Below are 25389 nucleotides of genomic sequence, written 5' to 3'. Positions count from 1 at the left end.
TACGCGATGCGGGAAGGGGGACGCAGCCCTCGCTGCGGGGCGGCCCTTGCTCGGCTGCCCTGGCTTGGGTAGCGCCAGTTTCATGCGTCGCGGGTTGCGTGACGCTCTGAGGGAGGCACGGTGTGAGCTAGGCGGTCAGGCCCGCCAGGCCCATCAGTCCCCGGAGCAACCACGCCACGATGCCCAGGGTGGTGACGCTGGCGGCCCAGATCAGCACCAGCCAGCCGATGCGCCGCAGCCAGGGCTTGCGCGGGGCGGGCGGCGCCATCAGTGGTAGCCCTCGCCCGGGCGCACCTTGCCTCGGAACACGTAGTACGACCAGGCCGTATAGGCCAGGATGATCGGGATGATGAGCAGCGCGCCCACGAGCGTGAAGCCCAGGCTCTGCGGCGGCGCGGCCGCTTCGCGCAGGGTGATGGCCGGCGGGATGATGTGCGGCCACAGGCTGATGCCCAGGCCGCTGTAGCCCAGGAACAGCAGGCACAGCGTGAGCAGGAACGGCGCCGCGCCGGGATTGCCGCCGCGCAGGCTGCGCAGGATGCCGACGGCCGTGACCAGCACCAGCAGCGGAACGGGCGCGAAGAACGCGAGGTTGGGCCAGCTGAACCAGCGCTGCGCGATGGCCGCGTGGGTCAGCGGGGTCCACACGCTCACGATGACGATGGCCGCCAGCAGCGCCAGCGTGGCCGGGCGGGCCAGCGCCACCATGCGATCGTGCAGCGCGCCCTCGGTCTTGATGATGAGCCAGGTGGCCCCGAGCAGCGCATAGGCCAGCAGCAGCGCCAGCCCCGTGAACAGACTGAACGGCGTGATCCAGGCCAGCGCGCCGCCCGTGGCGACGCCATCGCGCACCTCGAAGCCGTTCAGGAACGCCCCCAGCACCACGCCCTGGAAGAACGTGGCCACGTAGGAACCGCCCATGAAGGCGATGTCCCAGAAGGGCTTGTGGTGCTCGTCCGCCTTGAAGCGGAACTCGAAGGCCACGCCACGCCAGATGAGGCCCAGCAGCATGAGCAGCAGCGGCAGGTACAGCGCGCTGAGCACCACGGCGTAGGCCAGCGGAAAGGCGGCCATGAGTCCGGCGCCGCCCAGCACCAGCCAGGTCTCGTTGCCGTCCCACACGGGCGCCACGGTGTTGACCATGACGTCGCGGTCCTCGCGCGCCTTCACGAACGGGAACAGGATGCCTATGCCCAGGTCGAACCCGTCCATGATCACGTACATCATCAGCCCGAAGGCAATGATGATGATCCAGACGACCGGTAGATCGATGCCCATGGTTCAGCCCTTCCGAGGAGTGGTGTGGATGGCGCCGGCCGGTGCGTCCGGGGCGGCGGACAGCGGCCGTGCTGGCCGGCGCTGCGGCGCATCGGAGCCGTCATCGCCCGTATCGTCATAGACGTCGGGCCCCAGGGCCACGAGCTTGAGCAGGTAGCGCGTGCCGATGCCGAACACGATGAAGTACGCCACGACAAAGATGATCAGCGAGGTGCCCAGCACCAGCGCGGAGTGGTTGGACACCGCGTCCTGCGTGCGCATGACGCCATAGACGATCCAGGGCTGGCGGCCGATCTCGGTGGTGAACCAGCCCGCGAGGATGGCGATCAGCCCCGTCGGTCCCATCCAGACCGCAAAGCGCAGAAAGAGCCGCGAGCGGTACAGCCCGCGGCGCCAGCGCAGCCAGGCGCTGCACAGCCCCAGCAGCAGCATCAGCATGCCCAGCCCCACCATGAGGCGGAAGCTCCAGAACACGATGGCGGCATTGGGCCGATCCTGCGGCGCGAACTCCTTGAGGCCCTGGTACTGCCCGTCCCACGAGTGCGTGAGGATCAGGCTGCCGAGCCGGGGAATCTCCAGCGCGTAGCGCGTGGTCTCGGCCTCCATGTCGGGCCAGCCGACAAGGGTGAGCGGCACGCCCTCGCCCGGCTTGCTCTCCCAGTGCCCCTCCATCGCCGCCAGCTTGGCCGGCTGGTGCTGAAGCGTGTTCAGGCCGTGCAAATCGCCGATGGCGACCTGCACGGGCGCCACCACGAGAAGCATCCACATGGCCATGGACAGCATGGTGCGCACGCGCGGGTTGTCGTTGCCGCGCAGTAGGTGCCACGCCGCCGACGCGCCCACGAACAGCGCGGTGGACAGGAACGCCGCCACCGTCATGTGGGCGAGCCGGTAGGGAAAGGACGGGTTGAAGATGACCTCGAACCAGTCCGTCGGGACCACCACGTTGTTGACGATCTCGAAACCCTGGGGCGTCTGCATCCAGCTGTTGGAGGCCAGGATCCAGGTGGCCGACACCAGCGTACCCAGGGCCACCATCACGGTGGCGAAGAAATGCAGGCCGGGGCCGACCTTGCGCCAGCCGAACAGCATCACGCCGAGAAAGCCCGCCTCCAGGAAGAAAGCCGTGAGCACCTCGTAGGCCAGCAGCGGCCCGGTGATGCTGCCCGCGAAGGCCGAGTAATGGCTCCAGTTGGTGCCGAACTGGTAGGCCATGACCAGCCCCGAAACCACGCCCATGGCGAAGTTGACCGCGAAGATCTTCGACCAGAAGTGGTACAGGTCGCGGTACACCGGGTTCTTGCGCCACAGCCACAGCCCTTCGAGGACGGCCAGGTAGCTCGCCAGCCCGATGGTGATGGCCGGAAAGATGATGTGCATCGAAATGGTGAAGCCGAACTGGATGCGGGCCAGTTCCAGCGCGGTGAATCCAAGCATTGCGCGTCTCCTTCAAACGTACAGCGCGGTGCACATGGGTGGTTCGACGGCTCCTGTTGCATCCCAGGCGCGATGCCTGGAGCGCCGCAGTATCCGCCAGCACGCCCACCCTGTCGAGGGCAGGCCGCCGCGCCCCTGGCGGCCAGACCACCTCATCGCGGCACCAGGAAGATGGCCTTCTCCGTCACGCGCGCCGGCGTGTCGCCGAGCGCCTCGACATCGAAGAGCACCGGGTGCGAACCCGGTGGCATGGAGCCGTAGGGAATGCGCAGGCGCACGGGTACCCAGCGCGCCTGCGCGGCGCCGATCTCCACCTCGGGTTCGGACGCCACCTCCAGCCCCGCGATGCCGCTGGCGCCGATGCGGTAGCGCTGCGGCGCCTCGGTGGCGTTCATGATCTGCAGGCGGTAGATGTTCTCCAGCTTGCCGCCCGCCACGATGCGCGAGAGCGCGGCGCGGTCGCGCACCACGTCCACCTTGAGCGGCGTGCGCAGCGCCATGCTGGCGAGCATGGCCACGCTCAGGGCAACCAGCACCGCCGTATAGATCAGCACACGCGGCCGCGCCACGCGGCGCAGCATCTGCGCAGCGCTCCAGCGGCTGGCCATGCCGTTGTGCGTGGCGTAGCGGATCAGGCCGCGCGGCAGGCCCACCTTGTCCATCACGCTGTTGCAGGCATCCACGCACAGGCCGCAGCCTATGCACTCGTACTGCAGCCCCTCGCGGATGTCTATGCCCACGGGGCAGACCTGCACGCACAGCGTGCAGTCGATGCAATCGCCCTGCCCGCGCGCGGGCGCGGCCGTCTTGCTGCGCGGCCCGCGCGTCTCACCGCGCTGCGCGTCGTAGGTGACGATCAGCGTGTCCTTGTCGAACATCGCGCTCTGGAAGCGCGCATACGGGCACATGTACTTGCACACCTGCTCGCGCAGGAAGCCCGCGTTGCCGTACGTGGCCAGGCCGTAGAACAGCACCCAGAAGATCTGCCAGCCGCCCTGCAGCGCCAGCAGTTCGCCACCCAGTTCACGGATGGGCACGAAGTAGCCCACGAAGGTGAAGCCGGTCCACAGCGAGAAGGCGATCCAGACCAACTGCTTGGCCGACTTCTTCCACAGCTTCTCGGCCGTCCAGCCGCCGTTGTCCAGGCGCAGGCGCGCGCTGCGGTCGCCCTCGATGCGGTGCTCTATCCACAGGAAGATTTCGGTATAGACCGTCTGCGGGCAGGCAAAGCCGCACCACAGCCGCCCGGCGACGGCGGTGAACAAAAACAGCGCCAGCGCCGAGATGATGAGCAGACCCGTGAGGTAGATGAAGTCCTGCGGGTACAGCACCAGGCCGAACAGGTAAAAGCGCCGCGCGCCCAGGTCGAACAGCACCATCTGGCGCTGCCCCCACTCCAGCCATGGCAGGCCGTAGAACACGATCTGCGTGGCCCACACCATGAGCCAGCGCCAGCGCGCGAAGGTGCCGCGAATGGAGCGCGGATAGATCTTCTGCTGCGCCTCGTACAGCGAAGTGGACTCGGGAACGATCGGTATGGTTTTGCGCGGCGCCCCGTTGCGGGGCAGGCGCTCTGGATGGGACATGGGGGCCTCTGAGCTGTGGCGCCGGGCGACACCACAGCGGGCCCCCGCGCCTGTCAGGGACTATCGCGCGCGCGACGCGGCGGGTACAGCAGCAGATGCGCCCCAATCAGGCATACCAGATGCCGCCATCCCTCCCATCGCTCAGGCCAGCAGCGCGTTCACGCGCTTTACGTACGCGGCCGGGTCCTCAGGCAGGCCGCCCTCAGCGAGCAGCGCCTGGTCGAACAGGATGTGTGCCAGGTCGTGAAAGTGCACGCTGCCGTCCAGCTTCTTGACCAGCGCATGCTCGGGGTTCACTTCCAGCACGGGCTTGGCGTCAGGCGCGCTCTGGCCGGCCTGCTTGAGCAGGCGCGCGAGCTGCGTGCTCATGCCACCTTCCTGTACCACCAGGCAAGCGGGCGAATCAACCAGGCGCGTGGTCACGCGCACGTCCTCGGCCTTGTCCTTGAGCGCTTCCTTGAGCTTGGCGAGCACGGGCTTGAAGGCCTCGGCGGCCTCCTCGGCCGCCTTCTTCTCGGCCTCGTCCTGCAGCTTGCCCAGGTCCACCGCGCCCTTGGCCACGGACTGCAGGGGCGTGCCGTCGAAGTCCTGCAGGTAGTTCAGCGCCCACTCGTCCACGCGGTCGGTCATGAGCAGCACCTCGATGCCCTTCTTCTTGAAGACTTCGAGCTGCGGGCTGTTCTTGGCGGCGGCCAGCGTGTCGGCGGTGATGTAGTAGATGGCCTCCTGGCCCTCCTTCATGCGCGCCTTGTAGTCGGCAAAGGAAACGCTCGGCGTATCCGATGTGGTGGAGGCAAAGCGCAGCAGCTTGGCCAGACGTTCGCGGTTGGCGAAGTCCTCGCCCAGGCCTTCCTTGAGCACGGCGCCGAACTCGGCGTAGAACTGGGTGTACTTGCCTTCCTTGGCCTTGTCCTCGGCGCTGACCACGTCCTGCACGCCATCGGCGCCTTCCGCCGCTGCCTCGTGCTTGTCGTGCTTGGCCAGGTCCTCGAGCATGGACAGCACGCGCTTGACCGAGCCGTCGCGGATCAGGCGCACGTCACGGCTTTCCTGCAGCAGCTCGCGGCTCACGTTCAGCGGCAGGTCGGCGGAGTCGATCACGCCCTTGACGAAGCGCAGGTAGCTGGGCATGAGCGACTCGGCGTCGTCCATGATGAACACGCGCTTGACGTACAGCTTCACGCCGGCCTTCTTGTCGCGGTTCCACAGGTCGAACGGCGCCTTGGCGGGGATGTACAGCAACTGCGTGTACTCGGTGTTGCCCTCGACGCGGTTGTGGCTCCAGGTGAGCGGGTTCTCGAAATCGTGGCTGATGGACTTGTAGAAGTCCTGGTACTGCTCGTCGGTGATGTCCTTCTTGGGCCGCGTCCACAGGGCGCTGGCCTTGTTCACGGTTTCCCACTCGCCGGTCTTCACCATCTGGCCCGGCTCACCTTCCTTCTCGCTCTCCTTCCACTCCTCCTTCTCCATGAGGATGGGCAGGCTGATGTGGTCGGAATACTTGCCGATCACCTGCTTGATCTTCCAGGCGTTGAGGAACTCCTCGGCATCCTCGCGCAGGTGCAGGATCACGCTGGTGCCGCGCGCCGCACGTTCGATGGCCTCTACCTCGAAGTCACCCGCGCCGCCGCTGGCCCAGCGCACGCCTTCGCTGGCGGGCAGGCCCGCGCGGCGGCTCTCGACCGTGATGCGGTCGGCCACGATGAAGCCCGAGTAGAAGCCCACGCCAAACTGGCCGATCAGCTGCGCGTCGGCCTTCTGGTCGCCCGACAGGCGGTTCATGAAGTCGCGCGTACCGCTCTTGGCGATCGTGCCCAGGTGGTCAATGGCCTCCTGCTCGCTCATGCCGATGCCGTTGTCGGTGATGGTCAGCGTGCGCGCTTCCTTGTCGAAGGACACGCGCACCTCCAGGTTGGGCGCATCCTCGTACAGCGCGGCATTGTTCAGCGCTTCAAAGCGCAGCTTGTCGCAGGCGTCCGAGGCGTTGGAGACCAGCTCGCGCAGGAAGATCTCTTTGTTGGAATACAGCGAATGCGTGACCAGGTGCAGCAGTTGCGCCACTTCGGCCTGGAAGGAATGGGTGTGCTTGCTCATAGGTGTTTTTCAAACAAGGGCAACGGGAAAGAAATCACAGGGGATTCAACCATGTTCTCCGGCGCAGCCGGAACGCATGCGCAGGTGGGGGCGCCGCGCCCGGCTTCAAGGGGCGCGGCACGGCGATTTGCCACCAACCGATGCCACGCTGGCCGCATGCCCCAGCGTCGGCGCGATCCTGGGCGCGGTGATCTACAACGCACCGCTGTCGAGCGGCAGCAGCGACTGAACGCCCACCGCAGCCATCAAAAAAGAGAGCGGCTTGCGCTCTCCTTTTCTGCATTTCAAAGGGTTTTGAACTGCAAACGCCCTTTTGGCGAGCGCTAACAGCTCCTGATTTAATAGCTTAAAAGCGCTCACCCGGCGCCAGGTAGCGCCACTGGCCCGGCGGCAGCTTGCCCAGCAGCACCTGGCCGATGCGGATGCGCTTGAGGCCCACCACCTTGAGGCCCACCAGCTCGCACATGCGGCGGATCTGGCGCTTTTTGCCCTCGCGCAGCACGAAGCGCAGTTGCTCGGGGTTCTGCCACTCCACCACCGCCGGCTTGAGCTGCTGGCCGTCCAGCGCCAGGCCATGGTTCAGCAGCGCCAGCTTGTCGGCGGGGAAGACGGCGCGCACATCCTGCGCGCGATCGCCGTACTGCACGCGCACCAGGTACTCCTTGTCCACCGTCGAGTCCTCGCCGATGAGCTGGCGCGCCACGCGGCCGTCCTGCGTCAGCACCAGCAGGCCCACGGAGTCGATGTCCAGCCGCCCGCAGGGTGCCAGGCCCTTGAGTTGCGCGGGCGAAAAGCGCGTGCGGCTCTCATCGTCCTTCCAGTGCGTACGTGGGTTGATCAGCGCCACGGCCGGCGTGTGGCCGTCCTCGGCCTGGCCGCTCACATAGCCCATGGGCTTGTGCAGCAGGATGGTCACCTGCTGGCGCTGGTGGCCCTGGGCCGCGCGGTCCACGTCGATGCGGTCGTGCGGCCCCACCTGCAGCCCCATGGCCGCCACCTGCCCGTTGACGCGCACCCAGCCCTGGGCGATCCAGTCGTCGGCCTCGCGGCGCGAGCACAGCCCCAGATCGGCCATGCGCTTGTTCAGGCGCATGCGGCCGTCTGCAGGCGCCTGCGCAGCGCCAGCGGGCGCACGGGTGGCAGGAGGGCGCGGCGCGGCCGGCGCGTGCCGGCTCGCCGTACGGGGGGCGCCTGCCGCGCCGCTGGGTGCGGCCGTGCCGGCCGTCCGGCCTGCGGACCGGCCCGGCGCCTTGCCGGTAGCCACAGGTGCTGCGGGCGTGGTCTGCTTGCGCAGCACCAGCCGCGGGCGCAGCGGAGTGGGGGAAGCAGAAGCGGACGGTGCGGGGACGGACCGTGCGGGGGGACGGGCGGGCGTTTCGGGCATGGCGCTATTGTCTCGCGCCATGGAGCGCGCCGCGCCCCACCCCATCCACCGCGCCTTCAGATCATGGCGGCGGGCTCGTTCTCGTCGGCCGGCGCCCTGCGCGGTGAAGCGCGGCGCCGGGGCCCGGGGCGGCCCGCGTCCGCCGGCTCCATCCGCCTGAACAGGCTGGTGCGCAGCGCCTGTAGGTCCAGCACGCGCAGGCCGCCGTACTCCACGCGGATCGCCCCCTGCGCTTCCAGGGTCGCCAGGGCCTCGTTCACACGTTGGCGCGACAGGCCGACCAGGTAGGCCAGCTCCTGCTGGGTGATGCGCAGCACTTCCCCGACGCCCGGGTAGAGCACGGGGTTGAACAGCGCCGCCAGGCTGCGCGCCACGCGCAGGTCGGGGTTGGTGAGGCGGTCGATTTCCCGCGCGGCGATGAACTGCGCCAGGCGCTCGTTGAGCTGGTTCATCACGAAGCGGTTGAAGCCGATGGAATGGTCCAGCAGCCAATGGAAGGTGTCGATGGGCAGGCCCGCCACCACGCTCCTGCGCAGGGCCTGGATGTTGTAGCGGTAGGGCTCGCGCTTGACCGCCGTGCCTTCGCCGAACCAGCCGCCGGGCGGCACGCCGGTGAAGGTCATCGTCAGCCCGTCGGCGTTGTCCGCGCTCATCTTGAGCAGGCCCTCGACCACCCCAAACCAGTACGTCACCGGCCGGCCCACACGGCACACGTAGTCGCCCGGCTGGGCATCGCCGACGGCCAGCGCGGCCACCGCCCGTTCGCGCTCGGCGGGCTGCAGCGACGCCATCCAGGGAATGCCGCTGAGTTCTTGGGCCGTGGGCGGGCGGCGCCGCTGGTGCAGGGAGGCGTCTTGGCTCATGCGCGCAAGCATGCGGTCAAAGCGCGCAGCGGGGCAGCGGGAATACCACGAACCAACGCCTGGCCGGTCCGAGGTATCGACACACTCGGATGCTATTTATTTAATAGCTGCTCGCGCTTACTGATTCTGGGATCAAGTCCTGTTTGACTACAAACCCATCACTGCGTCGGCAAGGCATAGCGGTAGCCGCGGAACGCCCACACGGTGCGCGCCGGCTCGATGCGCTCCAACACCAGGCCGGGGGCGGCGGTATCCCCCTCGTGCAGCACCTGGCCGTTGACGATCACCATGCGGTACACGGGATTGGACGAGTAGGTCACGCCCGCGAGCTGCAGGGTGGGCAGTTGCTCACGCACGCTCGCCGGCAGGTCGGCCTGGGCAAAGACGGTTCCCGTCGATTCCTGCGGCGCGGGTGCCGGCGGCGCAGCGCGCGGGGCCTGTGCGCGGGCAGGCGCCGCGGGGGCCGGCGCGCTGCGCTCGGGCCGGGGGGCAGGCGCTTCGGCGCGGGCAGAGCGCTCGGGCGTGGGTTTGGATGCTGGTGCTGATGCCGATGCCGGTACTCGCGCTGGCGCTGGTGTTGGCGCTGGTGTTGGCGCTGGTGTTGGCGCTGGTGTTGGTGTTGGTGTTGGTGTTGGTGTTGGTGTTGGTGTTGGTGTTGGTGTTGGTGTGGTTGCGGGCGCAGTTTCGGGCGCAGGCGCTGCCCCATGGGCCGGTACGGCCATCGGCGCGGCGGAGACTGGAGCGGCAGGCGCCGGTACCGCGGGGGCGGGCGCAGGCACTACCGCGGCCACCGTCGCACTGGGCGCACGCACCAGCCACCAGGCGCCGGCTGCCGCCCCTACGCCCGCCAGCGCTGCAAGCACCATCCAGGGCAGCCCCCGCGCCGGTGCGGCGCGCTGCACGGTGGGCACCGCCACGGGCGACGCGGGGGTATGCAGGCCGGGCACGCTGCCACGGCCGCGCTCGGCCTGGGCGCGCCGCAGCGCGTCGAGAATGTAGGACATGGGTTCAGGCTCCGCTGAGCAAACGCGGCTCCGGCACGCCTGCGGCGCGGTTGAGCAACATCAGGGTCAAGGGACCAGCGCGGCCATCGGGCGTGAGGCCCTGGCCCAGCTGAAATTGGTGGATGCGCGCGCGGCGCGCGGCGGGCGTTGCGGTACGGGCTGCGGCGGTGCCCGCGCCGGCGGCCGCCAGTTGCTGGTCCAGCCAGGCGGCGCCCGCGGCAGTGGCGGTGACGTCGCCCGAATCGGCCAGTTCGGCAGGGGCCTTCCACAGCGTGGCAACCTCGCCGCGCCACAGCGGCGCAAGCTCCGTCACGCGCACCTGCAGCGTCTGGCCCTGCACGCCTTCCAGCGTGGCGGTGCCGTCATCCAGCCGGCGCAGCAAGACCGCCACCTCAGGCGCCAGGGCCTCGCCCTGCGCATCGCCCTCGGCAGGCCGCAGCATCAGCAGCACGGGCCGATCAAGCTGGCGCAGCAGGTTCAGGCTGGCGCGGCGGCTGCGGTAGCAGCGCAGGCCCTCGGACGCCAGCGCGGCGCAGGGGTCCGTGGCGCCGTCGGGCACGCTCGCCTGCCACTGCCGGGCCAGCGCCTGCCAGGCCGCCGGCGCCTGCGCCACGGGCTGGATGGCCAGGAACTGCGCCAACGTCGGCGGGAGGGCCGGCGCGTCGGGTGCAGAAGCAGCCGAGGCGGGGGATGACGCGGGCACGGCCGCAGCCGACGCGGCGATGGCCGGCCTCTGTGTCTGTGTCTGTGCCTGCGTGGAGCCGGCGCCACCGTCTGCAAGCGGCCACCAGCCCAGCGCCCAGGCCAGCCCGCCCAGCGCCGCCGCGCCCACCAGCCCACCGGTTCCAGCGGCGAGCCAGCGCCCTGCCGCGCCGGGGCGCACCGTGGCGGGCGCGTCGAACACCTCGCGCGCGGCGCGGCGCACCATGGCATCGGTCACCTCGCGCACACCCGCGCCGTAAGCACCCAGCAGTGCACGGTCGCACAGCAGGTTGATGCGCCGCGGCACGCCACCCGTGAGCGCGTGCACACGCGCCAGCGCCCGCTGCTGAAAAGGCAGCGGCCCTTGCAACCCGGCCACGGCCAGGCGGTGGGCGATGTACTGGCGTGTTTCGTCGGCGCTCAAGGCGTCCAGGTGGTAGCGCGCGATCACGCGCTGCGCGAGCTGCTCCAGCTCCGGCGCCGCCACCATCGCACGCAGCTCGGGCTGGCCGATGAGGATGATCTGCAGCAGCTTGCGCTCGCTGGTCTCGAGGTTGGTGAGCAGGCGCAGTTGTTCCAGCACATCGGGTGCGAGGTTCTGCGCCTCGTCGATGATGAGCACGTTGTTGCGCCCCGCCGCGTGCTGCTGCAGCAAGAAGTCGTTGAGCGGGTCCAGGCAGTCCTTCACGGTCTCCGCCCCCGGTATGGCGGGGCGGTGCGCCACGCCGAATTCGTCGCAGATGGAGCGCAGCAGCTCAGGCACCGTGAGCTTCGGATTGAAGATGTAAGCAACGTTGCACTGCGGCGGAATCTGTTCCAGGAAGCAGCGGCACACCGTGGTCTTGCCGGTGCCGATCTCGCCCGTGAGCAGCACGAAGCCGCCGCCCGCATCCAGGCCGTACAGCAGGTGGGCCAGGGCTTCGCGATGGCGCTCGCTCATGAAGAGGTAGCGCGGGTCGGGCGCGATGGAAAAAGGCGGGTGTTCGAGTCCGAAGAACGGGGCGTACATGGCGGCGAGCATAGCGCCCTCGCCTGTCGCGCCCATGAACCCCTCAGCCTCCCGCGATCACCACCTGTCGAGGGTGGTCAGGGTTAGACCCCTGAGGACTAACCCTTGAATTGTCATCGCAAAGACAAGATAACGTCAAAGTCGTTTCTACCATTGGTTGCAAACCGGCAGCGGACTTCTTGTTTCCCGTGCGCTGCCCTCCACAGACCCTGATAGGAACCGGAATGAAGACCACATTCCCCCATCTACTGCTGCAGCACGCCGCCCAGCGCCCCGACGCTGCAGCACTGCGCGAGAAAGAATATGGCATCTGGCAGACCTGGAGCTGGAAGGACGCCGCGGCCGAGGTGCGCCACATGGCCTGCGGCCTGCTGTCGCTGGGCTTTGCCAAGGGCCAGAACCTGGCGCTGATCAGCGACAACCGGCCACACCTGTACATGGGCTTCGTGGCCGTGCAAAGCGTGGGGGGCGTGCCGATTCCGCTGTACCAGGACGCCGTGGCCGCTGAGATGACCTTCGTCATCCAGGACGCGGAGATTGCCTTCGCGTTTGCCGAAAACCAGGAACAGGTGGACAAGCTGCTGGAAGTGCGCGAATCGGTATCCGGCATCCAGCACATCATCTACGACGACCCGCGCGGCCTGCGCCACTACGACCAGCCGGGCCTCATCAGCACCGCGCAGTTGGTGGCGCGCGGCGCCGAGTGGGACAAGGCCCACCCCGGCGCATGGGATGCACTGGTGGAGCAGATCGACCCGCAGGACGTGTCGGTGATCCTCTACACCTCGGGCACCACGGGCAAGCCCAAGGGCGTGTGCCAGACGCATGCCAGCTTCATCGCCTCTGCGCAAGGCGCGGTGGAGGTGGACCGCCTGGGCCCGCAGGACAACGTGATTTCCTACCTGCCCCCGGCATGGGTGGGGGACCACCTGTTCTCGCTCGCGCAGTGGATGGTGGCCGGCTTCACCATCAACTGCCCCGAGTCGGCCAGCACCGTCTCCATCGACCTGCGCGAGATCGGCCCCACCTACTACTTCGCCCCGCCGCGCGTGTTCGAAGGCATGCTGACGTCGGTCTCCATCCGCATGGAAGACGCCGCTGCGCCCAAGCGCTGGCTGTTCGAGAAATGCATGCAGCTGGCGCGCCGCGTGGGCTCCGATCTCCTGGACGGCAAGCCCGTGGGCGCAATGGACCGCCTCAAGTACCGCCTGGCCGATCTCGCCATCTACGGACCGCTGCGCAACGTGATGGGCCTGTCGCGCATCCGCGTGGCCTACACGGCAGGCGCGGCCATCGGGCCCGACCTGTTCCGCTTCTTCCGCTCCATCGGCATCAACCTCAAGCAGCTCTACGGTCAGACGGAAACCTGCGCCTACGTCTGCCTGCAGCGTGATGGCCAGGTGGACCTGAACACCGTGGGCCAGGCGGCCCCCGGCATCGAGCTGAAGATCGCCGACAACGGCGAGGTGCTGGTCAAGGGCGTGTCGGTGCTCAAGGAGTACTACAAGCGGCCCGACGCCACCGCCGAGGTGATCGACGCCGAAGGCTACTTCCACACCGGCGATGCCGGCGTGATCGACGCCAACGGCCAGCTGCGCATCATCGACCGCGCCAAAGACGTGGGCAAGACGGCCAGCGGCGCCATGTTCGCGCCCAACTACATCGAAAACAAGCTCAAGTTCTTCCCGCACATCAAGGAAGCCGTCTGCTTCGGCAACCAGCGCGATCAGGTCTGTGCCTTCATCAACATCGACTACGAGGCCGTGGGCAACTGGGCCGAGCGCCAGGGCATCCCTTACGGCGGCTATGTGGACCTGGCCTCCAAGCCCAAGGTGATCGAGCTGATCGCCGACTGCATCTCGCAGGTGAACGCCGACCTGGCCGCCGAAGCCGGCATGGCCGACACGCAGGTCGCGCGCTTCCTGGTGCTGCACAAGGAGCTGGACCCCGACGACGACGAACTGACCCGCACACGCAAGGTGCGCCGCAATTTCATCGCCGAGAAGTACGGCGTGCTGGTGGATGCGCTGTACACGGGCAAGGCCGAGCAGTTCATCGAAACGCAGGTGAAGTTCGAGGACGGGCGCAAGGGCAGCGTGAGCGCCACGCTGAAGATCACCGACGCCAAGACCTTCCCCGCCACCCGGGCGGCCGCCTGACACGCAACGAGGCAGCAGACACATGACCAGCAAGAAGATTGGCGACGTCATCCTCGACGTCAAGAACATCAGCCTGCGGTTCGGCGGCGTCAAGGCGCTCACCGACATCTCATTCAACGTGCGCGAGCACGAGATCCGCTCGATCATCGGCCCCAACGGCGCGGGCAAGAGCTCCATGCTCAACTGCATCAACGGGGTGTACACGCCGTCCGAGGGCTCCATCACCTTCCGCGGCCAGACCTTCGGCCACATGAACAGCCGCCAGGTCGCCGAGATGGGCATCGCGCGCACCTTCCAGAACCTGGCGTTGTTCAAGGGCATGAGCGTGATCGACAACATCATGACCGGGCGCAACCTCAAGATCAAAAGCAACCTGCTCCTGCAGGCACTGCGCATCGGACCGGCCGAGCGCGAGGAGATCGCCCACCGCGAGAAGGTCGAACACATCATCGACTTCCTGGAGATCCAGGCGCACCGCAAGACCCCCGTCGGCCAGCTGCCCTACGGCCTGCAAAAGCGCGTGGACTTGGGCCGGGCCCTCGCCATGGAACCCCAGGTGCTGCTGCTGGACGAACCCATGGCCGGCATGAACGTGGAGGAGAAGCAGGACATGTGCCGCTTCATCCTGGATGTGAACGACGAGTTCGGCACCACCATCGTCCTCATCGAACACGACATGGGCGTGGTGATGGACATCAGCGACCGCGTCGTGGTGCTGGACTACGGCAAAAAGATCGGTGACGGCGCGCCGGACGAAGTGCGCAACAACGAAGACGTGATTCGCGCCTACCTGGGCACCAGCCACTGAGGGCAAGCAAATGGCATTCTTTCTCGAAACCCTGATCGGCGGCCTGATGGCCGGCATGCTCTACGCGCTGGTGGCACTCGGCTTCGTGCTGATCTTCAAGGCCTCGGGCGTCTTCAACTTCGCGCAGGGTGCCATGGTGCTGTTCGCGGCCCTGGCCATGGCGCGCTTTGCCGAGTGGATCCCGGCGTGGACCGGCATCAGCAACCCCATCGTGGCCAATCTGGCCGCGTTCCTGATCGCGGGCCTGTGCATGTTCGCAGTGGCCTGGTTCATCGAGCGCCTCGTGCTGCGCCACCTCGTGAACCAGGAAGGCGCCACGCTGCTCATGGCCACGCTGGGCATCACCTACTTCCTGGAAGGCCTGGGCCAGACCCTCTTCGGCAGCGACATCTACAAGATCGACATCGGCATGCCCAAGGACCCGGTGTTCCTGCTGGACACCGTGTTCGAGGGCGGCGTGCTCGTGAACAAGGAAGACGTGATTGCCGCAGGCATTGCCGCCGCCCTGGTGGTGGTGCTGAGCATCTTCTTTCAAAAGACCAAGACCGGCCGCGCATTGCGCGCCGTGGCCGACGACCACCAGGCGGCGCAGTCCATCGGCATCCCGCTCAACCACATCTGGGTCATCGTGTGGTGTGTCGCCGGTGTCGTGGCACTGGTGGCCGGGATGATCTGGGGCTCCAAGCTGGGCGTGCAGTTCTCGCTGACCACGGTGGCGCTGCGCGCGCTGCCGGTCGTGATCCTGGGCGGCCTGACCTCGGTGCCGGGCGCCATCATCGGCGGGCTGATCATCGGCGTGGGCGAGAAGCTCTCCGAGGTGTACCTGGGCCCCTTCGTGGGCGGCGGCATCGAGATCTGGTTTGCCTACGTGCTGGCCCTCGTGTTCCTGCTGTTCCGGCCCCAAGGTTTGTTCGGCGAGAAGATCATCGATCGCGTATGACATACGCAATCAACCCGCAGGGTTCTTCGCCGCAGGCGAAGGATGGTCTTCCGGCGAGGGCACACAGTGCCCGCAGCCAAAAGATCATCGCCCTTGGTTGAAAGATTTGGAGTAAATAATGTTCTACCGCGAAAACGGCCAGTTCAAGACCACCTACAAGGCCGACCAGCAGATCTTTCCCATCACCCAGGACCGCATCGCCATCCTGCTGCTGTTGGCTGTGGCCTTCGTGGCGGTGCCCGCGATGGCGTCGGACTACTTCTACCGCGCCATCCTGATCCCGCTGGTCATCATGTCCATGGCCGCGCTGGGCGTGAACATCCTCGTGGGCTACTGCGGGCAGATCTCGCTGGGCTCGGGCGCCTTCATGGCGGTGGGCGCCTACGGGGCCTTCAACTTCTTCGTGCGCTTCCCCGGGATGCCGCTGGTCGCGGCCCTCATCCTGGGCGGGCTGTGCGCCACGTTCTTCGGCATCCTGTTCGGGCTACCCAGCCTGCGCGTGAAAGGGCTATACCTGGCCGTGGCCACGCTGGCGGCGCAGTTCTTCAGCGACTGGATGTTCCTGCGCATCAAATGGTTCACCAACAATTCCGACTCCGGCTCGGTCTCGGTCAGCAACCTGCAGGTCTTCGGCATGCCGCTGGACAGCGCCATGGCCAAGTACCTGTTCTGCCTGACGCTCCTGGTGGTCGTGGCCCTGCTGGCCAAGAACCTGGTGCGCGGCGCCATCGGCCGCGAATGGATGGCCATCCGCGACATGGACGTGGCCGCCGCGGTGATCGGCATCCGCCCGATGTACGCCAAGCTCAGCGCCTTCGCTGTCAGCTCCTTCATCGTCGGCATGGCGGGCGCGCTGTGGGCCTTCGTGCACCTGGGTTCGTGGGAGCCGGCGGCGTTCTCGGTCGAGATGTCGTTCCGCCTGCTGTTCATGGTCATCATCGGCGGCATGGGCTCCATCATGGGCGCGTTCTTCGGCGCGGCCTTCATCGTGGTGCTGCCCATCTTCCTGAACCAGTTCCTGCCCGCGGTGGCCGGCCTGTTCGGCGTGGACATCTCCACCGCCGCCGTGTCGCATGCGGAACTGATGATCTTCGGCGCGCTGATCGTGTGGTTCCTCATCGTGGAGCCCCACGGCCTGGCCAAGCTGTGGTCCATCGGCAAGCAGAAGATGCGCGTGTGGCCCTTCCCCCATTGATGCCATTGCAAGGTGTGTTCCGCGCCGACCGGCGCAATTCAGGCGACGTTCCATCCAACCACAAGGAGACAAGACCATGAAATTCACCCGACTCGCTGCGGCCGCCACGGTGGCCTGCACCCTGGCCGGCTTTGCAGGCGCCGCCGCCGCCCAGGCCAAGGAACAGTTCTTCCCCCTGCTGTCGTACCGCACGGGCCCCTACGCACCCAACGGCGTGCCATGGGCCAACGGCAAGCAGGACTACATCAAGATGATCAACGCGCGCGACGGCGGCGTGAACGGCGTGAAGCTCACGTTCGAGGAATGCGAGACGGGCTACGCCACCGACCGCGGCGTGGAGTGCTACGAGCGCCTCAAGAGCCGCCCCGGCGTGACGCTGTTCGACCCGCAGGCCACCGGCATCACCTTCGCGCTGACCGAGAAGGCGCCCGTGGACAAGATCCCGCTGATGACGCTGGGCTACGGCCTGTCGGTCGCGCAGGACGGCATGGCGTTCAAGTGGAACTTCCCCTACATGGGCAGCTACTGGACCGGTGCCGACATCCTGATCCAGCACATCGGCAAGAACGCCGGCGGCCTGGACAAGCTCAAGGGCAAGAAGATCGCGCTGGTCTACCACGACAGCCCGTTCGGCAAGGAGCCGATCCCCCTGCTGCAGGAGCGCTCCAAGATGCACGGCTTCGAGCTGCAGATGCTGCCCGTGACCGCGCCCGGCGTGGAGCAGAAGGCCACCTGGCTGCAGGTGCGCCAGAGCCGCCCCGACTACGTGCTGCTGTGGGGCTGGGGCGTGATGAACTCCACCGCCCTGAAGGAAGCCCAGGCCACGGGCTACCCGCGCGACAAGATGTACGGCGTGTGGTGGGCCGGTGCCGAGCCGGACGTGCGCGACGTGGGCGATGGCGCCAAGGGCTACCACGCACTGGCGCTCAACGGCCATGGCACGCAGTCCAAGGTCATGCAGGACATCCTCAAGCACGTGCACGGCGCCAACCAGGGCACGGGCCCCAAGGACGAAGTGGGCTCGGTGCTGTACACGCGCGGCGTGATCATCCAGATGCTGGGCGTGGAGGCCGTGCGCCGCGCGCAGGAGCGCTTCGGCAAGGGCAAGGTCATGACCGGCGAGCAGGTGCGTTGGGGCATGGAAAACCTGGCGCTGGACCAGAAAAAACTGGACGCGCTGGGCTTCACCGACCTGATGCGCCCGCTGTCCACCAGCTGCGCGGACCACATGGGTTCTACCTGGGCCCGCGTGCACACCTGGGACGGCAAGCAGTGGAAGTTCTCGTCCGACTGGTACCAGGCCGATGAGCAGGTCATCAAGCCTATGGTCAAGGCCGGCGCGGACAAGTACCTCGCCGACAAGAAGATGTCCCGGCGCGAAGCGGGCGACTGCCAGTCCTAAGGACGTCCCCTGAGGCGCTGCGCGCCATCGTCCTTCTCGTCGGGAAGGGGGATGGCGCCGGTGGTCGGGCAAGACCCGTTCCACGGCGCCCGCTGGCGCGGGTTGCGCCAGGTTCAAGCGGCTGCGCAGGGCAGCCGCCAATCGAGAGGGCTGTGGCGACAGCCCTGCCGATTGGCACCACTACAAGGGCAAGGCTATGGAGTCCAGAAACATCGTTCTCAGCGTCAATGGCATCGAGGTCATCTACAACCATGTGATCCTGGTGCTCAAGGGCGTGTCGCTGCAACTGCCCGAGAAGGGCATCGTCGCCCTGCTGGGCGGCAACGGCGCGGGCAAGACGACCACGCTGCGCGCGATCTCCAACCTGCTCAAGGGCGAGCGCGGCGAGGTCACCAAGGGCAGCATCGAGCTGCGCGGCGAGCAGATCCAGAACCTCTCGCCCGCCGACCTGGTCAAGCGCGGCGTGGTGCAGGTCATGGAGGGGCGCCACTGCTTCGCCCACCTGACCATCGAGGAAAACCTGCTCACCGGCGCCTACACCCGCACCGACAAGGCCGAGATCGCGGCCAACCTGGAGAAGGTCTACACCTACTTCCCGCGCCTGAAGACGCGGCGCACCAGCCAGGCGGCCTACACCTCGGGTGGCGAGCAGCAGATGTGCGCCATCGGCCGGGCCATCATGTGCAACCCCTCCATCGTGCTGCTGGACGAGCCCTCGATGGGCCTGGCGCCGCAGATCGTGGAAGAGGTGTTCAACATCGTGAAGGATCTCAACGCCAAGGAAGGCACCACCTTCCTGCTGGCCGAGCAGAACACCAACATGGCCCTGAAGTACGCCGACTACGGCTACATCATGGAAAGCGGCCGCATCGTCATGGACGGGCCCGCGCAGGAGCTGGCCAGCAACGAGGACGTCAAGGAGTTCTACCTGGGCGTGGGCGGCGGCGAGCGCAAGAGCTTCAAGGACGTCAAGAGCTACAAGCGCCGCAAGCGCTGGCTGGCCTAATTACTCTCAAATTAATAGCTGCTAGCGCTTGACAGGCAAGCGCTGAAGGCCGATTTCGCCCTAAACCCCTCCCAACGACAGGAGCCCCAGGCATGAGCATGTTCTACGACGCCCTGGAAACCCGCGCCCCCGCCGAGCGCGAAGCCGCCCTTATGGCGGCCCTGCCCCGGCAGATCGCCCACGCCCAGCAGGCCAGCCCCGCCTTCGCCGACATCCTGGCGGGCGTGGACGCCACCACCATCACCGACCGCGCCGCGCTGGCCCGCCTGCCCGTCACGCGCAAGTACGAACTGCTGGAGCGCCAGCAGGCGCAGCGCGGCCAGAATGCGTTCGGCGGCTTCAGCGCCCTGGCATTCGGGCGCCACATGCCCCGCGTGTTCGCCAGCCCCGGCACCATCTATGAGCCCGAGGGCGCGCGGCCGGACTACTGGCGCATGGCACGCGCCATGTATGCCGCGGGGTTTCGCCCCGGCGAGCTGATCCACAACAGCTTCAGCTACCACTTCGTGCCTGCCGGCTCGATGATGGAAACCGGCGCCCACGCACTGGGCTGCACGGTCTTTCCGGGCGGCACGGGGCAGACCGAGCAGCAGGTGCAGGCCATGGCCGAGCTGCGCCCGGCCGGCTACATCGGCACGCCCAGCTTCCTGAAGATCATCCTCGACAAGGCCCACGAACACGGCGTGGCGCTGCCCAGCGTGACCAAGGCGCTGGTCTCGGGCGAGGCCTTCCCGCCCTCGCTGCGCGACTGGCTGGCCGCGCGCGGCGTGACGGGCTACCAGTGCTACGCCACGGCAGACCTGGGCCTGATCGCCTATGAGACCAGCGCGCGCGAAGGCCTGGTGCTGGACGAGGGCGTGATCGTCGAGATCGTGCGCCCGGGCACCGGCGACCCGGTGCCCGAGGGCGAAGTGGGCGAGCTGGTCATCACCACGCTGAACCCCGACTACCCGCTGATCCGCTTCGGCACCGGCGACCTGTCGGCCGTACTGCCGGGCCAGTGCCCCACGGGCCGCACCAACACCCGCATCAAGGGCTGGATGGGCCGCGCGGACCAGACCACCAAAGTGCGCGGCATGTTCGTGCACCCCGGCCAGATTGCCAGCGTGGTCAAGCGCTTCCCCCAGGTGCAGCGCGCGCGGCTGGTGGTCAGCGGCGAGATGGCCAACGACCAGATGGTGCTGCAGGTGGAGACCACGGAAACCGCCGCAGGCATGGCCCAGCAACTGGCCGAAGCGCTGCGCGAAGTGACCAAGCTGCGCGGCGACGTGCAGATGGTGCCTCCCGGCAGCCTGCCCAACGACGGCAAGGTCATCGAAGACGCGCGCAGCTACCGCTGATGCCCCGCGGGGCGGCCGGCCGGCGCCGTCCGTCGCCACGGCGTCGTGCGCGGCACACAAGCCGCCCGCAGCCGCGTCAACCCCCTGGGGTCAAACGTCGCCCATTTGTCAGGCGGTGCGGCCTCGGGGGTTTCCTTGATGTCCGGCACGCCGTTTCTCTCTATGATTGCGCCTCTTTTCCAAGGAGCATCATGAGAACGACATTCAAGATCGCCGTGGGAGCGGCCGCCATCCTGGCTGCATTCGGCGCATCCGCCCAGGCCTATCCGGTCAAGGACAAGAACATCACCATCGTCGTGCCCTTCTCGGCCGGCGGCCCCACCGACCGCGTGGCCCGTGACCTGGCAGAGGCCCTGCGCAAGCCCCTGGGCGGTGCCACGGTCGTCGTCGAAAACGCCGCCGGTGCAGGCAGCACCATTGGCGCAGCCAAGGTGGCCCGTGCACAGCCGGACGGCTACACCCTGCTGCTGAATCACATCGGCATGGCCACCATCCCCACGCTGTACCGCAAGCTGTCGTTCAACGTGTTGAACGACTTCGAGTTCCTGGGCATCGTCAACGACGTGCCCATGACCATCATCTCGCGCCCGACGCTGGAGGCCAAGAACTACAAGGAATTGGCCACCTGGATTGCGCAGAACAAGGAAAAGGTGAACCTGGGCCACTCCGGCCTGGGCTCGGCCGGCCATCTGTGCGGCCTGATGTTCCAGCACGCGCTGCAGTCGCACATGACGCCCGTGGCCTACAAGGGCGCGGCGCCCGCCATCACCGACCTGATTGGCGGCCAGATCGACCTGATGTGCGACCAGACCACCAACACCACGACGCAGATCGAGGGCAAGAAGGTCAAGGCCTTTGCCGTGACCACCAACCAGCGCCTGACGATGCCGTCGCTCAAGGACTTGCCGACGCTGCAGGAAAGCGGCCTGAAAGACTTCAACGTCTCCGTCTGGCATGGCCTGTATGCCCCCAAGGGCACGCCCGCCGCCGTGCTGACGCGCATCAACGAAGCGCTGCAAGTGGCCGTGAAGGATCCTGACTTCATCAAGAAGCAGGAAGGCCTGGGCGCCGTGGTGGTGGCCGACAAGCGCGTGCTGCCGGCCGAACACAAGAAGTTCGTGCAGTCCGAAATCGAAAAGTGGGGCATGGTGATCAAGGCAGCCGGCACTTACGCCGACTGATCTGCGCCAGCGCGGCGGGCGCGTCCGTCCGCCCGCCTTTCCTGCCAACGCCCGGTGCCCGCGCACCGGGCGTTTTTTCATGGGAACTGCGGGTAATCCTGCTGCCCCTGCGCGGCTGCGGCGCCTACAACCGAAGCCTTCTTTCACGCTTTTTGGAAAGACCGCATGCCGCACACATCCACCCCACGCCGCACCCCACCGCGCCGCCAGGCCCTGCACGCCATCGGGGCGCTTCTTGCATTGGGCCTGGGCGCCACGGGCGCCGCGTATGCCCAAGCCAGCCCATGGCCGGCCAAGCCGGTCCGCATCGTGGTGCCGTTCGCCGCCGGGGGTACCACCGACATCCTGGCGCGCGCCATTGCGCCCGAGCTGGGCAAGGCCTTTGGCCAGCAGTTCATCGTGGACAACCGCGGCGGCGCGGGAGGCAACATCGGTGCCGAACTGGTGGCCAGGTCCGCCCCCGACGGATACACGCTGCTGATGGGCACCGTGGGCACGCATGGCATCAACCGCGCGCTGTACAAGCAGTTGCCCTACGACCCGATCAAGGACTTCGCGCCCGTCACGCTTGTCGCGTCGGTGCCCAACGTGATGGTCATGAACACCGAGAAGGCGCGCAGCCTGGGCATCAACAACGTGCAGGACTTCATCCGCTATGCCCAAGCCAACCCGGGCAAGCTCAACATGGCGTCCAGCGGCAACGGCACCTCGATCCACCTGGCCGGCGAGCTGTTCAAGAGCATGACCGGCACCTACATGCTGCACATGCCCTACCGCGGGTCTGCGCCCGCGCTGCTGGACATGGTGGGCGGCAACATGGACGTGATGTTCGACAACCTGCCCTCCTCCATGGCCCATATCAAGGGCGGCAAGCTCAAGGCGCTGGCGGTCACCAGCGCGAAACGCTCCACCGCACTGCCCGACGTACCCACGATGGAAGAGGCCGGCGGCCCCGCGCTCAAGGGCTTCGAAGCCAGTTCATGGTTCGGACTGCTGGCGCCCGCGGGCACGCCGGCCGACATCGTCCAGCGCGTCCAGCAGGAGGTGGCCAAGGCGCTGGCCACCCCTGCCGTCAAGGAGCGACTGCTGTCCCAGGGAGCAATTCCCGGCGGCAATTCGAGCACCGAATTTGCCAGCCTGATCGACCGCGAGCACCGCAAGTGGGCACAGGTGGTGAAGGCGTCCGGCGCGAAGGTGGATTGAAGAGAGGATGCGCGCGCCCGCCAGGGCGCGCTGCGCGTCACCAGACCACGTCGCAATCCTCGGCGGCGCTGCGGCGCAGCATGTCGATGAAGGGCGCCGCGCGCTGGCGCAGGCGCACGCCGTCGCCGCGAGGGGCCTCTTCCTCGGTCTGATCGTCCTCGTCCGGGGCGGTGGCCGCTGCAGCGGCCTCTTCAACTGCTACCGCCTCTTCCAGCGCGCGGATGGCGGCAGGAATCTGCGCGGCGGTGATGATGCCGTGCGGCTCATTCGGCGACTTGCCGATGATCTCCAGCAGCTGTTTGCCATTGGGCTCCAGCATGATGACGTCGGCGGTGGCGCGGGATTTGAATTTGAAAAGCATCGAAGTTCCAGGACAAAGGATCAGTGGGTGGCCGCAGGGCCTTCGTACATGTAGGCGCGGCTGAAAGGATAGTCGGACTGCGCACCCTTGAGCACGCCATCTTCCACGTGGCCCGTGGGCCGCACGGCCAGCATCTGGTGCAGCGCGGTCCAGCCGCGCTCGAAGGCCAGGGCGCAGCCCGCCAGGTACAGCCGGTAGGCGCGCAGGGCCTTCTCGCCGCGTTCCTTGCCGTGCTGCGCGACCAGCACGCTGCGCGCCTCGTCCTGACGGGCCTCCAGCGCATCCGACCAGGCCCACAGCGTGCGGGCGTAGTGCGGACGCAGGTTCTCGGTGTCCACCATCTCCAGCCCGGCCCGGGCCATGTCGTGCAGCACCGCGCTCACATGCAGAAGTTCGCCGCCGGGGAAGATGTAGCGCTCGATGAAATCGCCCAAGCCGGCGCCCAGCCGGGGGTTGTCCAGCCCGCCCGACGTGATGCCGTGGTTGAGCAGCAGGCCGCCCGGGCGCAGCAGACGGTGCACGGTGGCGAAGTACCGCTCCATCTGCGAACGGCCCACATGTTCGAACATGCCGACCGAGGCAATCTTGTCGAACGGCTGCTCCACCTGCAGTTCACGGTAGTCCAGCAACTGCATGCGCACACGACCCTGTAGGCCGCGCTCCGCGATGAGCCGCTGCACATGCGCATGCTGGTTGCGCGACAGCGTGATGCCCGTGGCGTCCACGCCATACTCCTGCGCGGCCCACAGCAGCAGCCCGCCCCAGCCGGCGCCAATGTCCAGGAAGCGGTCGCCGGGACGCAGCAGGAGCTTGCGGCAGATGTGGTCCAGCTTGGCCTCCTGTGCCTGGGCCAAGCTCATGTCAGGCGTGCGGTAATAGGCGCAGGAATAGACGCGCCGCGGGTCCAGCCACAGGGCGTAGAAGTCGTCGGACAGGTCGTAGTGGAACTGGATATTGCGTGCGTCATGGGACAGGGTGTGCGCCGCCATCGAACGCGCACGCAGCAACACGCGCTGCCACCCAGTCGCCGGTCCCTCGTGCGTGGGGTTCTGCTTGAGCAGCGCCGCGGCCGCCGTCATCAACTGGCGCATGCTGCCTTCCAACGCTACGCGGCCTTCGACGATGGCCGCGCCCACGTTGCCAATCTCGCCCATGGCCAGGGCCACCACGGCCATGCGGTCGCGAAAACGCAACCGCAGGTCGGCATTGGCGTCACCCAGGCGCGCGCCGTCGGGCAGTTCGACAGCCACCCCTACAGGGGAAAGCGCCAAGCTGGCCTCCAGGGAGTGGAGCAGATGCTTCATGGCATGTCCCTCGGTCTCCATGACAACTGCCATTCTTGAAGAGCGCGGGCAGGCCCGTCAATAGGCGCTGGCCGACATGCCGGCAAGGTGCTGTCTGACAGGTGCCGCGCGCACCGCCACCGGCAATGCCGCGGCAAAATTGCGGTGGATGTCCCGCCAGACATGCGCCACCAGCTCATTGATTAATAGCATATTTGGTATCACGGCTGGCACACCCCTCGGCCTTGGAAGGGCGCTCGCGGCTATGGCCTAATAGGGAGTTTTCACCGTTTTCATTTCAGGAGCCATCATGGGCAACAAAATCGTCACCGAAGCCGACCGCAAGCGCACTCCCCGTCCCACCCCCATGCCCGGCATGGCAGTGACCACCCAAGGCCGCGGCCAGCGCGTGAGCCTGGAGCGCGGCGTGGCCACGCGCAGCAAGAAAAACCCTGGCAAGCGCGCCAACCAGGGCGGCTGATCGCCCCTTTTTGCCCGGCTTAGCCTGCAAGCCCTCTTCGGAGGGCTTTTTCATGGGCGGCACTGCACGCCGCCCGTGCCGCACCATCGCCGCATTCCCGCTACCGGAAGGCCCCATGCCCCAGACGCCCGCGCCACTGTCTCCCGAAGATGCCGCCGCGCTGTACCAGGCCCTGCGCGCCGAGGGCATGGCCGACGCCCTCACCACGCTGCACATCGGTGGCGCGCACACGCGGCTGCTGAGCGGCGCCGCAGACGCGCCCGCGCTGCTGCGCACGCTGGACATCGGCGCGCGCGTGACGGCCGCCACCTGCTTTGCCCACCAGCCGCCCACGGAGGCCGAGATGGAGCACGCGATCATGCTGGTGGAAGATGCGGTGATGCCGGTGCGCGACCTGCTGGCGCCCGGCTCCACGCTCTACACAGCCGACGGCGGCATACGCCAGATCGCGCTGGCTGCGGGCCTACCGGCGCAGCCGGAGTTGCGCCTGCCGCTGGAAGCGGTGGAGCACACCTTCAACCGCCTGGCCGCCCTCAGCCTGGGGCGCCCCGCCACGCAGGACACCCTTGCGCAGGACAACGCCTTCGCGGCCACGCTGCTCATCCTGCGCGAGTGCCTGCACCATCTGGGGTTCGACCACATCGTGGTCCGGTCCGACGCGGTGGTCTAGGGC

At 67.5% G+C, this 25389-nt stretch carries 23 protein-coding genes; 11 read left to right on the top strand and 12 right to left on the bottom strand.

Annotated elements, in window-relative coordinates:
- Positions 1-127: 127 nt before the first annotated feature.
- The 9 genes from PCQ86_RS03405 to PCQ86_RS03365 all read right to left on the bottom strand — a co-directional run bounded on the left by PCQ86_RS03405 (position 128) and on the right by PCQ86_RS03365 (position 11357).
- On the bottom strand, positions 128-268 hold the full coding sequence (locus PCQ86_RS03405; RefSeq protein WP_084001969.1) for a DUF2474 domain-containing protein: 141 nt from the start codon (positions 266-268) through the stop codon (positions 128-130).
- Positions 268-1278, bottom strand: coding sequence for a cytochrome d ubiquinol oxidase subunit II (gene cydB, locus PCQ86_RS03400; protein ID WP_047349432.1), 1011 nt, complete (start codon positions 1276-1278; stop codon positions 268-270). Before cydB ends, PCQ86_RS03405 begins: the two co-directional genes overlap by 1 nt.
- A gap of 3 nt (positions 1279-1281) precedes the next feature.
- The gene (locus tag PCQ86_RS03395; protein ID WP_047349431.1) at positions 1282-2715 is read right to left on the bottom strand and encodes a cytochrome ubiquinol oxidase subunit I; all 1434 of its coding nucleotides are present in this window, start codon (positions 2713-2715) and stop codon (positions 1282-1284) included.
- Between the two features lie 152 nt (positions 2716-2867).
- A complete protein-coding gene (gene ccoG / locus PCQ86_RS03390) occupies positions 2868-4301 on the bottom strand; it encodes a cytochrome c oxidase accessory protein CcoG (RefSeq protein WP_047349430.1) in 1434 nt (477 codons plus the stop codon).
- A 141-nt stretch (positions 4302-4442) separates the two neighbouring features.
- Complete coding sequence (gene htpG / locus PCQ86_RS03385) at positions 4443-6395, bottom strand: molecular chaperone HtpG (protein ID WP_270174865.1); 1953 nt, start codon at positions 6393-6395, stop codon at positions 4443-4445.
- Between the two features lie 346 nt (positions 6396-6741).
- Positions 6742-7779 carry a pseudouridine synthase gene (locus tag PCQ86_RS03380; RefSeq protein ID WP_333489937.1) on the bottom strand — a complete coding sequence of 346 codons (1038 nt, stop codon included), beginning with the start codon at positions 7777-7779 and terminating at the stop codon, positions 6742-6744.
- Positions 7780-7835: 56 nt separating this feature from the next.
- The gene (locus PCQ86_RS03375) at positions 7836-8642 is read right to left on the bottom strand and encodes a Crp/Fnr family transcriptional regulator (protein WP_270174864.1); all 807 of its coding nucleotides are present in this window, start codon (positions 8640-8642) and stop codon (positions 7836-7838) included.
- A 158-nt stretch (positions 8643-8800) separates the two neighbouring features.
- A complete protein-coding gene (locus tag PCQ86_RS03370; RefSeq protein WP_270174863.1) occupies positions 8801-9646 on the bottom strand; it encodes a general secretion pathway protein GspB in 846 nt (281 codons plus the stop codon).
- Positions 9647-9650: 4 nt separating this feature from the next.
- Positions 9651-11357 carry an ExeA family protein gene (locus PCQ86_RS03365; RefSeq protein WP_270175414.1) on the bottom strand — a complete coding sequence of 569 codons (1707 nt, stop codon included), beginning with the start codon at positions 11355-11357 and terminating at the stop codon, positions 9651-9653.
- 224 nt (positions 11358-11581) lie between these two features.
- Here PCQ86_RS03365 and PCQ86_RS03360 point away from each other — a divergent pair, with 224 nt between their 5' ends.
- From PCQ86_RS03360 to PCQ86_RS03320, 9 genes are all read left to right on the top strand, one after another.
- Complete coding sequence (locus PCQ86_RS03360; RefSeq protein WP_135148009.1) at positions 11582-13516, top strand: AMP-dependent synthetase/ligase; 1935 nt, start codon at positions 11582-11584, stop codon at positions 13514-13516.
- Positions 13517-13538: 22 nt separating this feature from the next.
- Positions 13539-14324: an ABC transporter ATP-binding protein gene (locus PCQ86_RS03355; RefSeq protein WP_011803929.1), complete on the top strand. Its 786-nt coding sequence runs from the start codon at positions 13539-13541 to the stop codon at positions 14322-14324.
- Positions 14325-14334: 10 nt separating this feature from the next.
- Positions 14335-15264: a branched-chain amino acid ABC transporter permease gene (locus PCQ86_RS03350; protein WP_011803928.1), complete on the top strand. Its 930-nt coding sequence runs from the start codon at positions 14335-14337 to the stop codon at positions 15262-15264.
- 118 nt (positions 15265-15382) lie between these two features.
- Positions 15383-16459: a branched-chain amino acid ABC transporter permease gene (locus PCQ86_RS03345; RefSeq protein ID WP_047350244.1), complete on the top strand. Its 1077-nt coding sequence runs from the start codon at positions 15383-15385 to the stop codon at positions 16457-16459.
- Positions 16460-16535: 76 nt separating this feature from the next.
- Entirely contained in the window at positions 16536-17861 is a 1326-nt protein-coding gene (locus PCQ86_RS03340; RefSeq protein WP_270174862.1) for an ABC transporter substrate-binding protein, read from the top strand.
- A 196-nt stretch (positions 17862-18057) separates the two neighbouring features.
- Positions 18058-18867 (top strand): ABC transporter ATP-binding protein, encoded by an 810-nt coding sequence (locus PCQ86_RS03335; protein ID WP_220638437.1) that lies wholly within the window; start codon positions 18058-18060, stop codon positions 18865-18867.
- A 92-nt stretch (positions 18868-18959) separates the two neighbouring features.
- A complete protein-coding gene (locus PCQ86_RS03330; protein ID WP_220638436.1) occupies positions 18960-20207 on the top strand; it encodes a phenylacetate--CoA ligase family protein in 1248 nt (415 codons plus the stop codon).
- 191 nt (positions 20208-20398) lie between these two features.
- Complete coding sequence (locus PCQ86_RS03325) at positions 20399-21388, top strand: tripartite tricarboxylate transporter substrate-binding protein (RefSeq protein WP_011803923.1); 990 nt, start codon at positions 20399-20401, stop codon at positions 21386-21388.
- 165 nt (positions 21389-21553) lie between these two features.
- Positions 21554-22591, top strand: a complete 1038-nt coding sequence (locus PCQ86_RS03320; RefSeq protein ID WP_270174861.1) for a Bug family tripartite tricarboxylate transporter substrate binding protein — start codon at positions 21554-21556, stop codon at positions 22589-22591.
- A 37-nt stretch (positions 22592-22628) separates the two neighbouring features.
- Here PCQ86_RS03320 and PCQ86_RS03315 read toward each other — a convergent pair whose 3' ends face one another.
- Genes PCQ86_RS03315 through PCQ86_RS03305 form a run of 3 tightly spaced genes read right to left on the bottom strand, consistent with a single transcriptional unit; the run spans position 22629 to position 24448 of the window.
- Positions 22629-22952, bottom strand: a complete 324-nt coding sequence (locus PCQ86_RS03315; RefSeq protein WP_011803921.1) for a DUF1840 domain-containing protein — start codon at positions 22950-22952, stop codon at positions 22629-22631.
- A 20-nt stretch (positions 22953-22972) separates the two neighbouring features.
- Entirely contained in the window at positions 22973-24256 is a 1284-nt protein-coding gene (locus PCQ86_RS03310; RefSeq protein ID WP_011803920.1) for a class I SAM-dependent methyltransferase, read from the bottom strand.
- 57 nt (positions 24257-24313) lie between these two features.
- On the bottom strand, positions 24314-24448 hold the full coding sequence (locus PCQ86_RS03305) for a hypothetical protein (protein WP_270174860.1): 135 nt from the start codon (positions 24446-24448) through the stop codon (positions 24314-24316).
- 97 nt (positions 24449-24545) lie between these two features.
- Here PCQ86_RS03305 and PCQ86_RS03300 point away from each other — a divergent pair, with 97 nt between their 5' ends.
- On the top strand, positions 24546-24716 hold the full coding sequence (locus PCQ86_RS03300; protein ID WP_270174859.1) for a hypothetical protein: 171 nt from the start codon (positions 24546-24548) through the stop codon (positions 24714-24716).
- A 115-nt stretch (positions 24717-24831) separates the two neighbouring features.
- Entirely contained in the window at positions 24832-25386 is a 555-nt protein-coding gene (locus PCQ86_RS03295; RefSeq protein WP_253940094.1) for a hypothetical protein, read from the top strand.
- Positions 25387-25389 lie beyond the last annotated feature (3 nt).

The sequence above is a fragment of the Diaphorobacter sp. ED-3 genome, from assembly GCF_027625375.1.
Lineage (GTDB): Bacteria > Pseudomonadota > Gammaproteobacteria > Burkholderiales > Burkholderiaceae_C > Diaphorobacter > Diaphorobacter nitroreducens.
The sequence above is the reverse complement of the archived record's forward strand: the minus strand, read 5'-3'. Positions and strand labels throughout refer to the sequence as shown.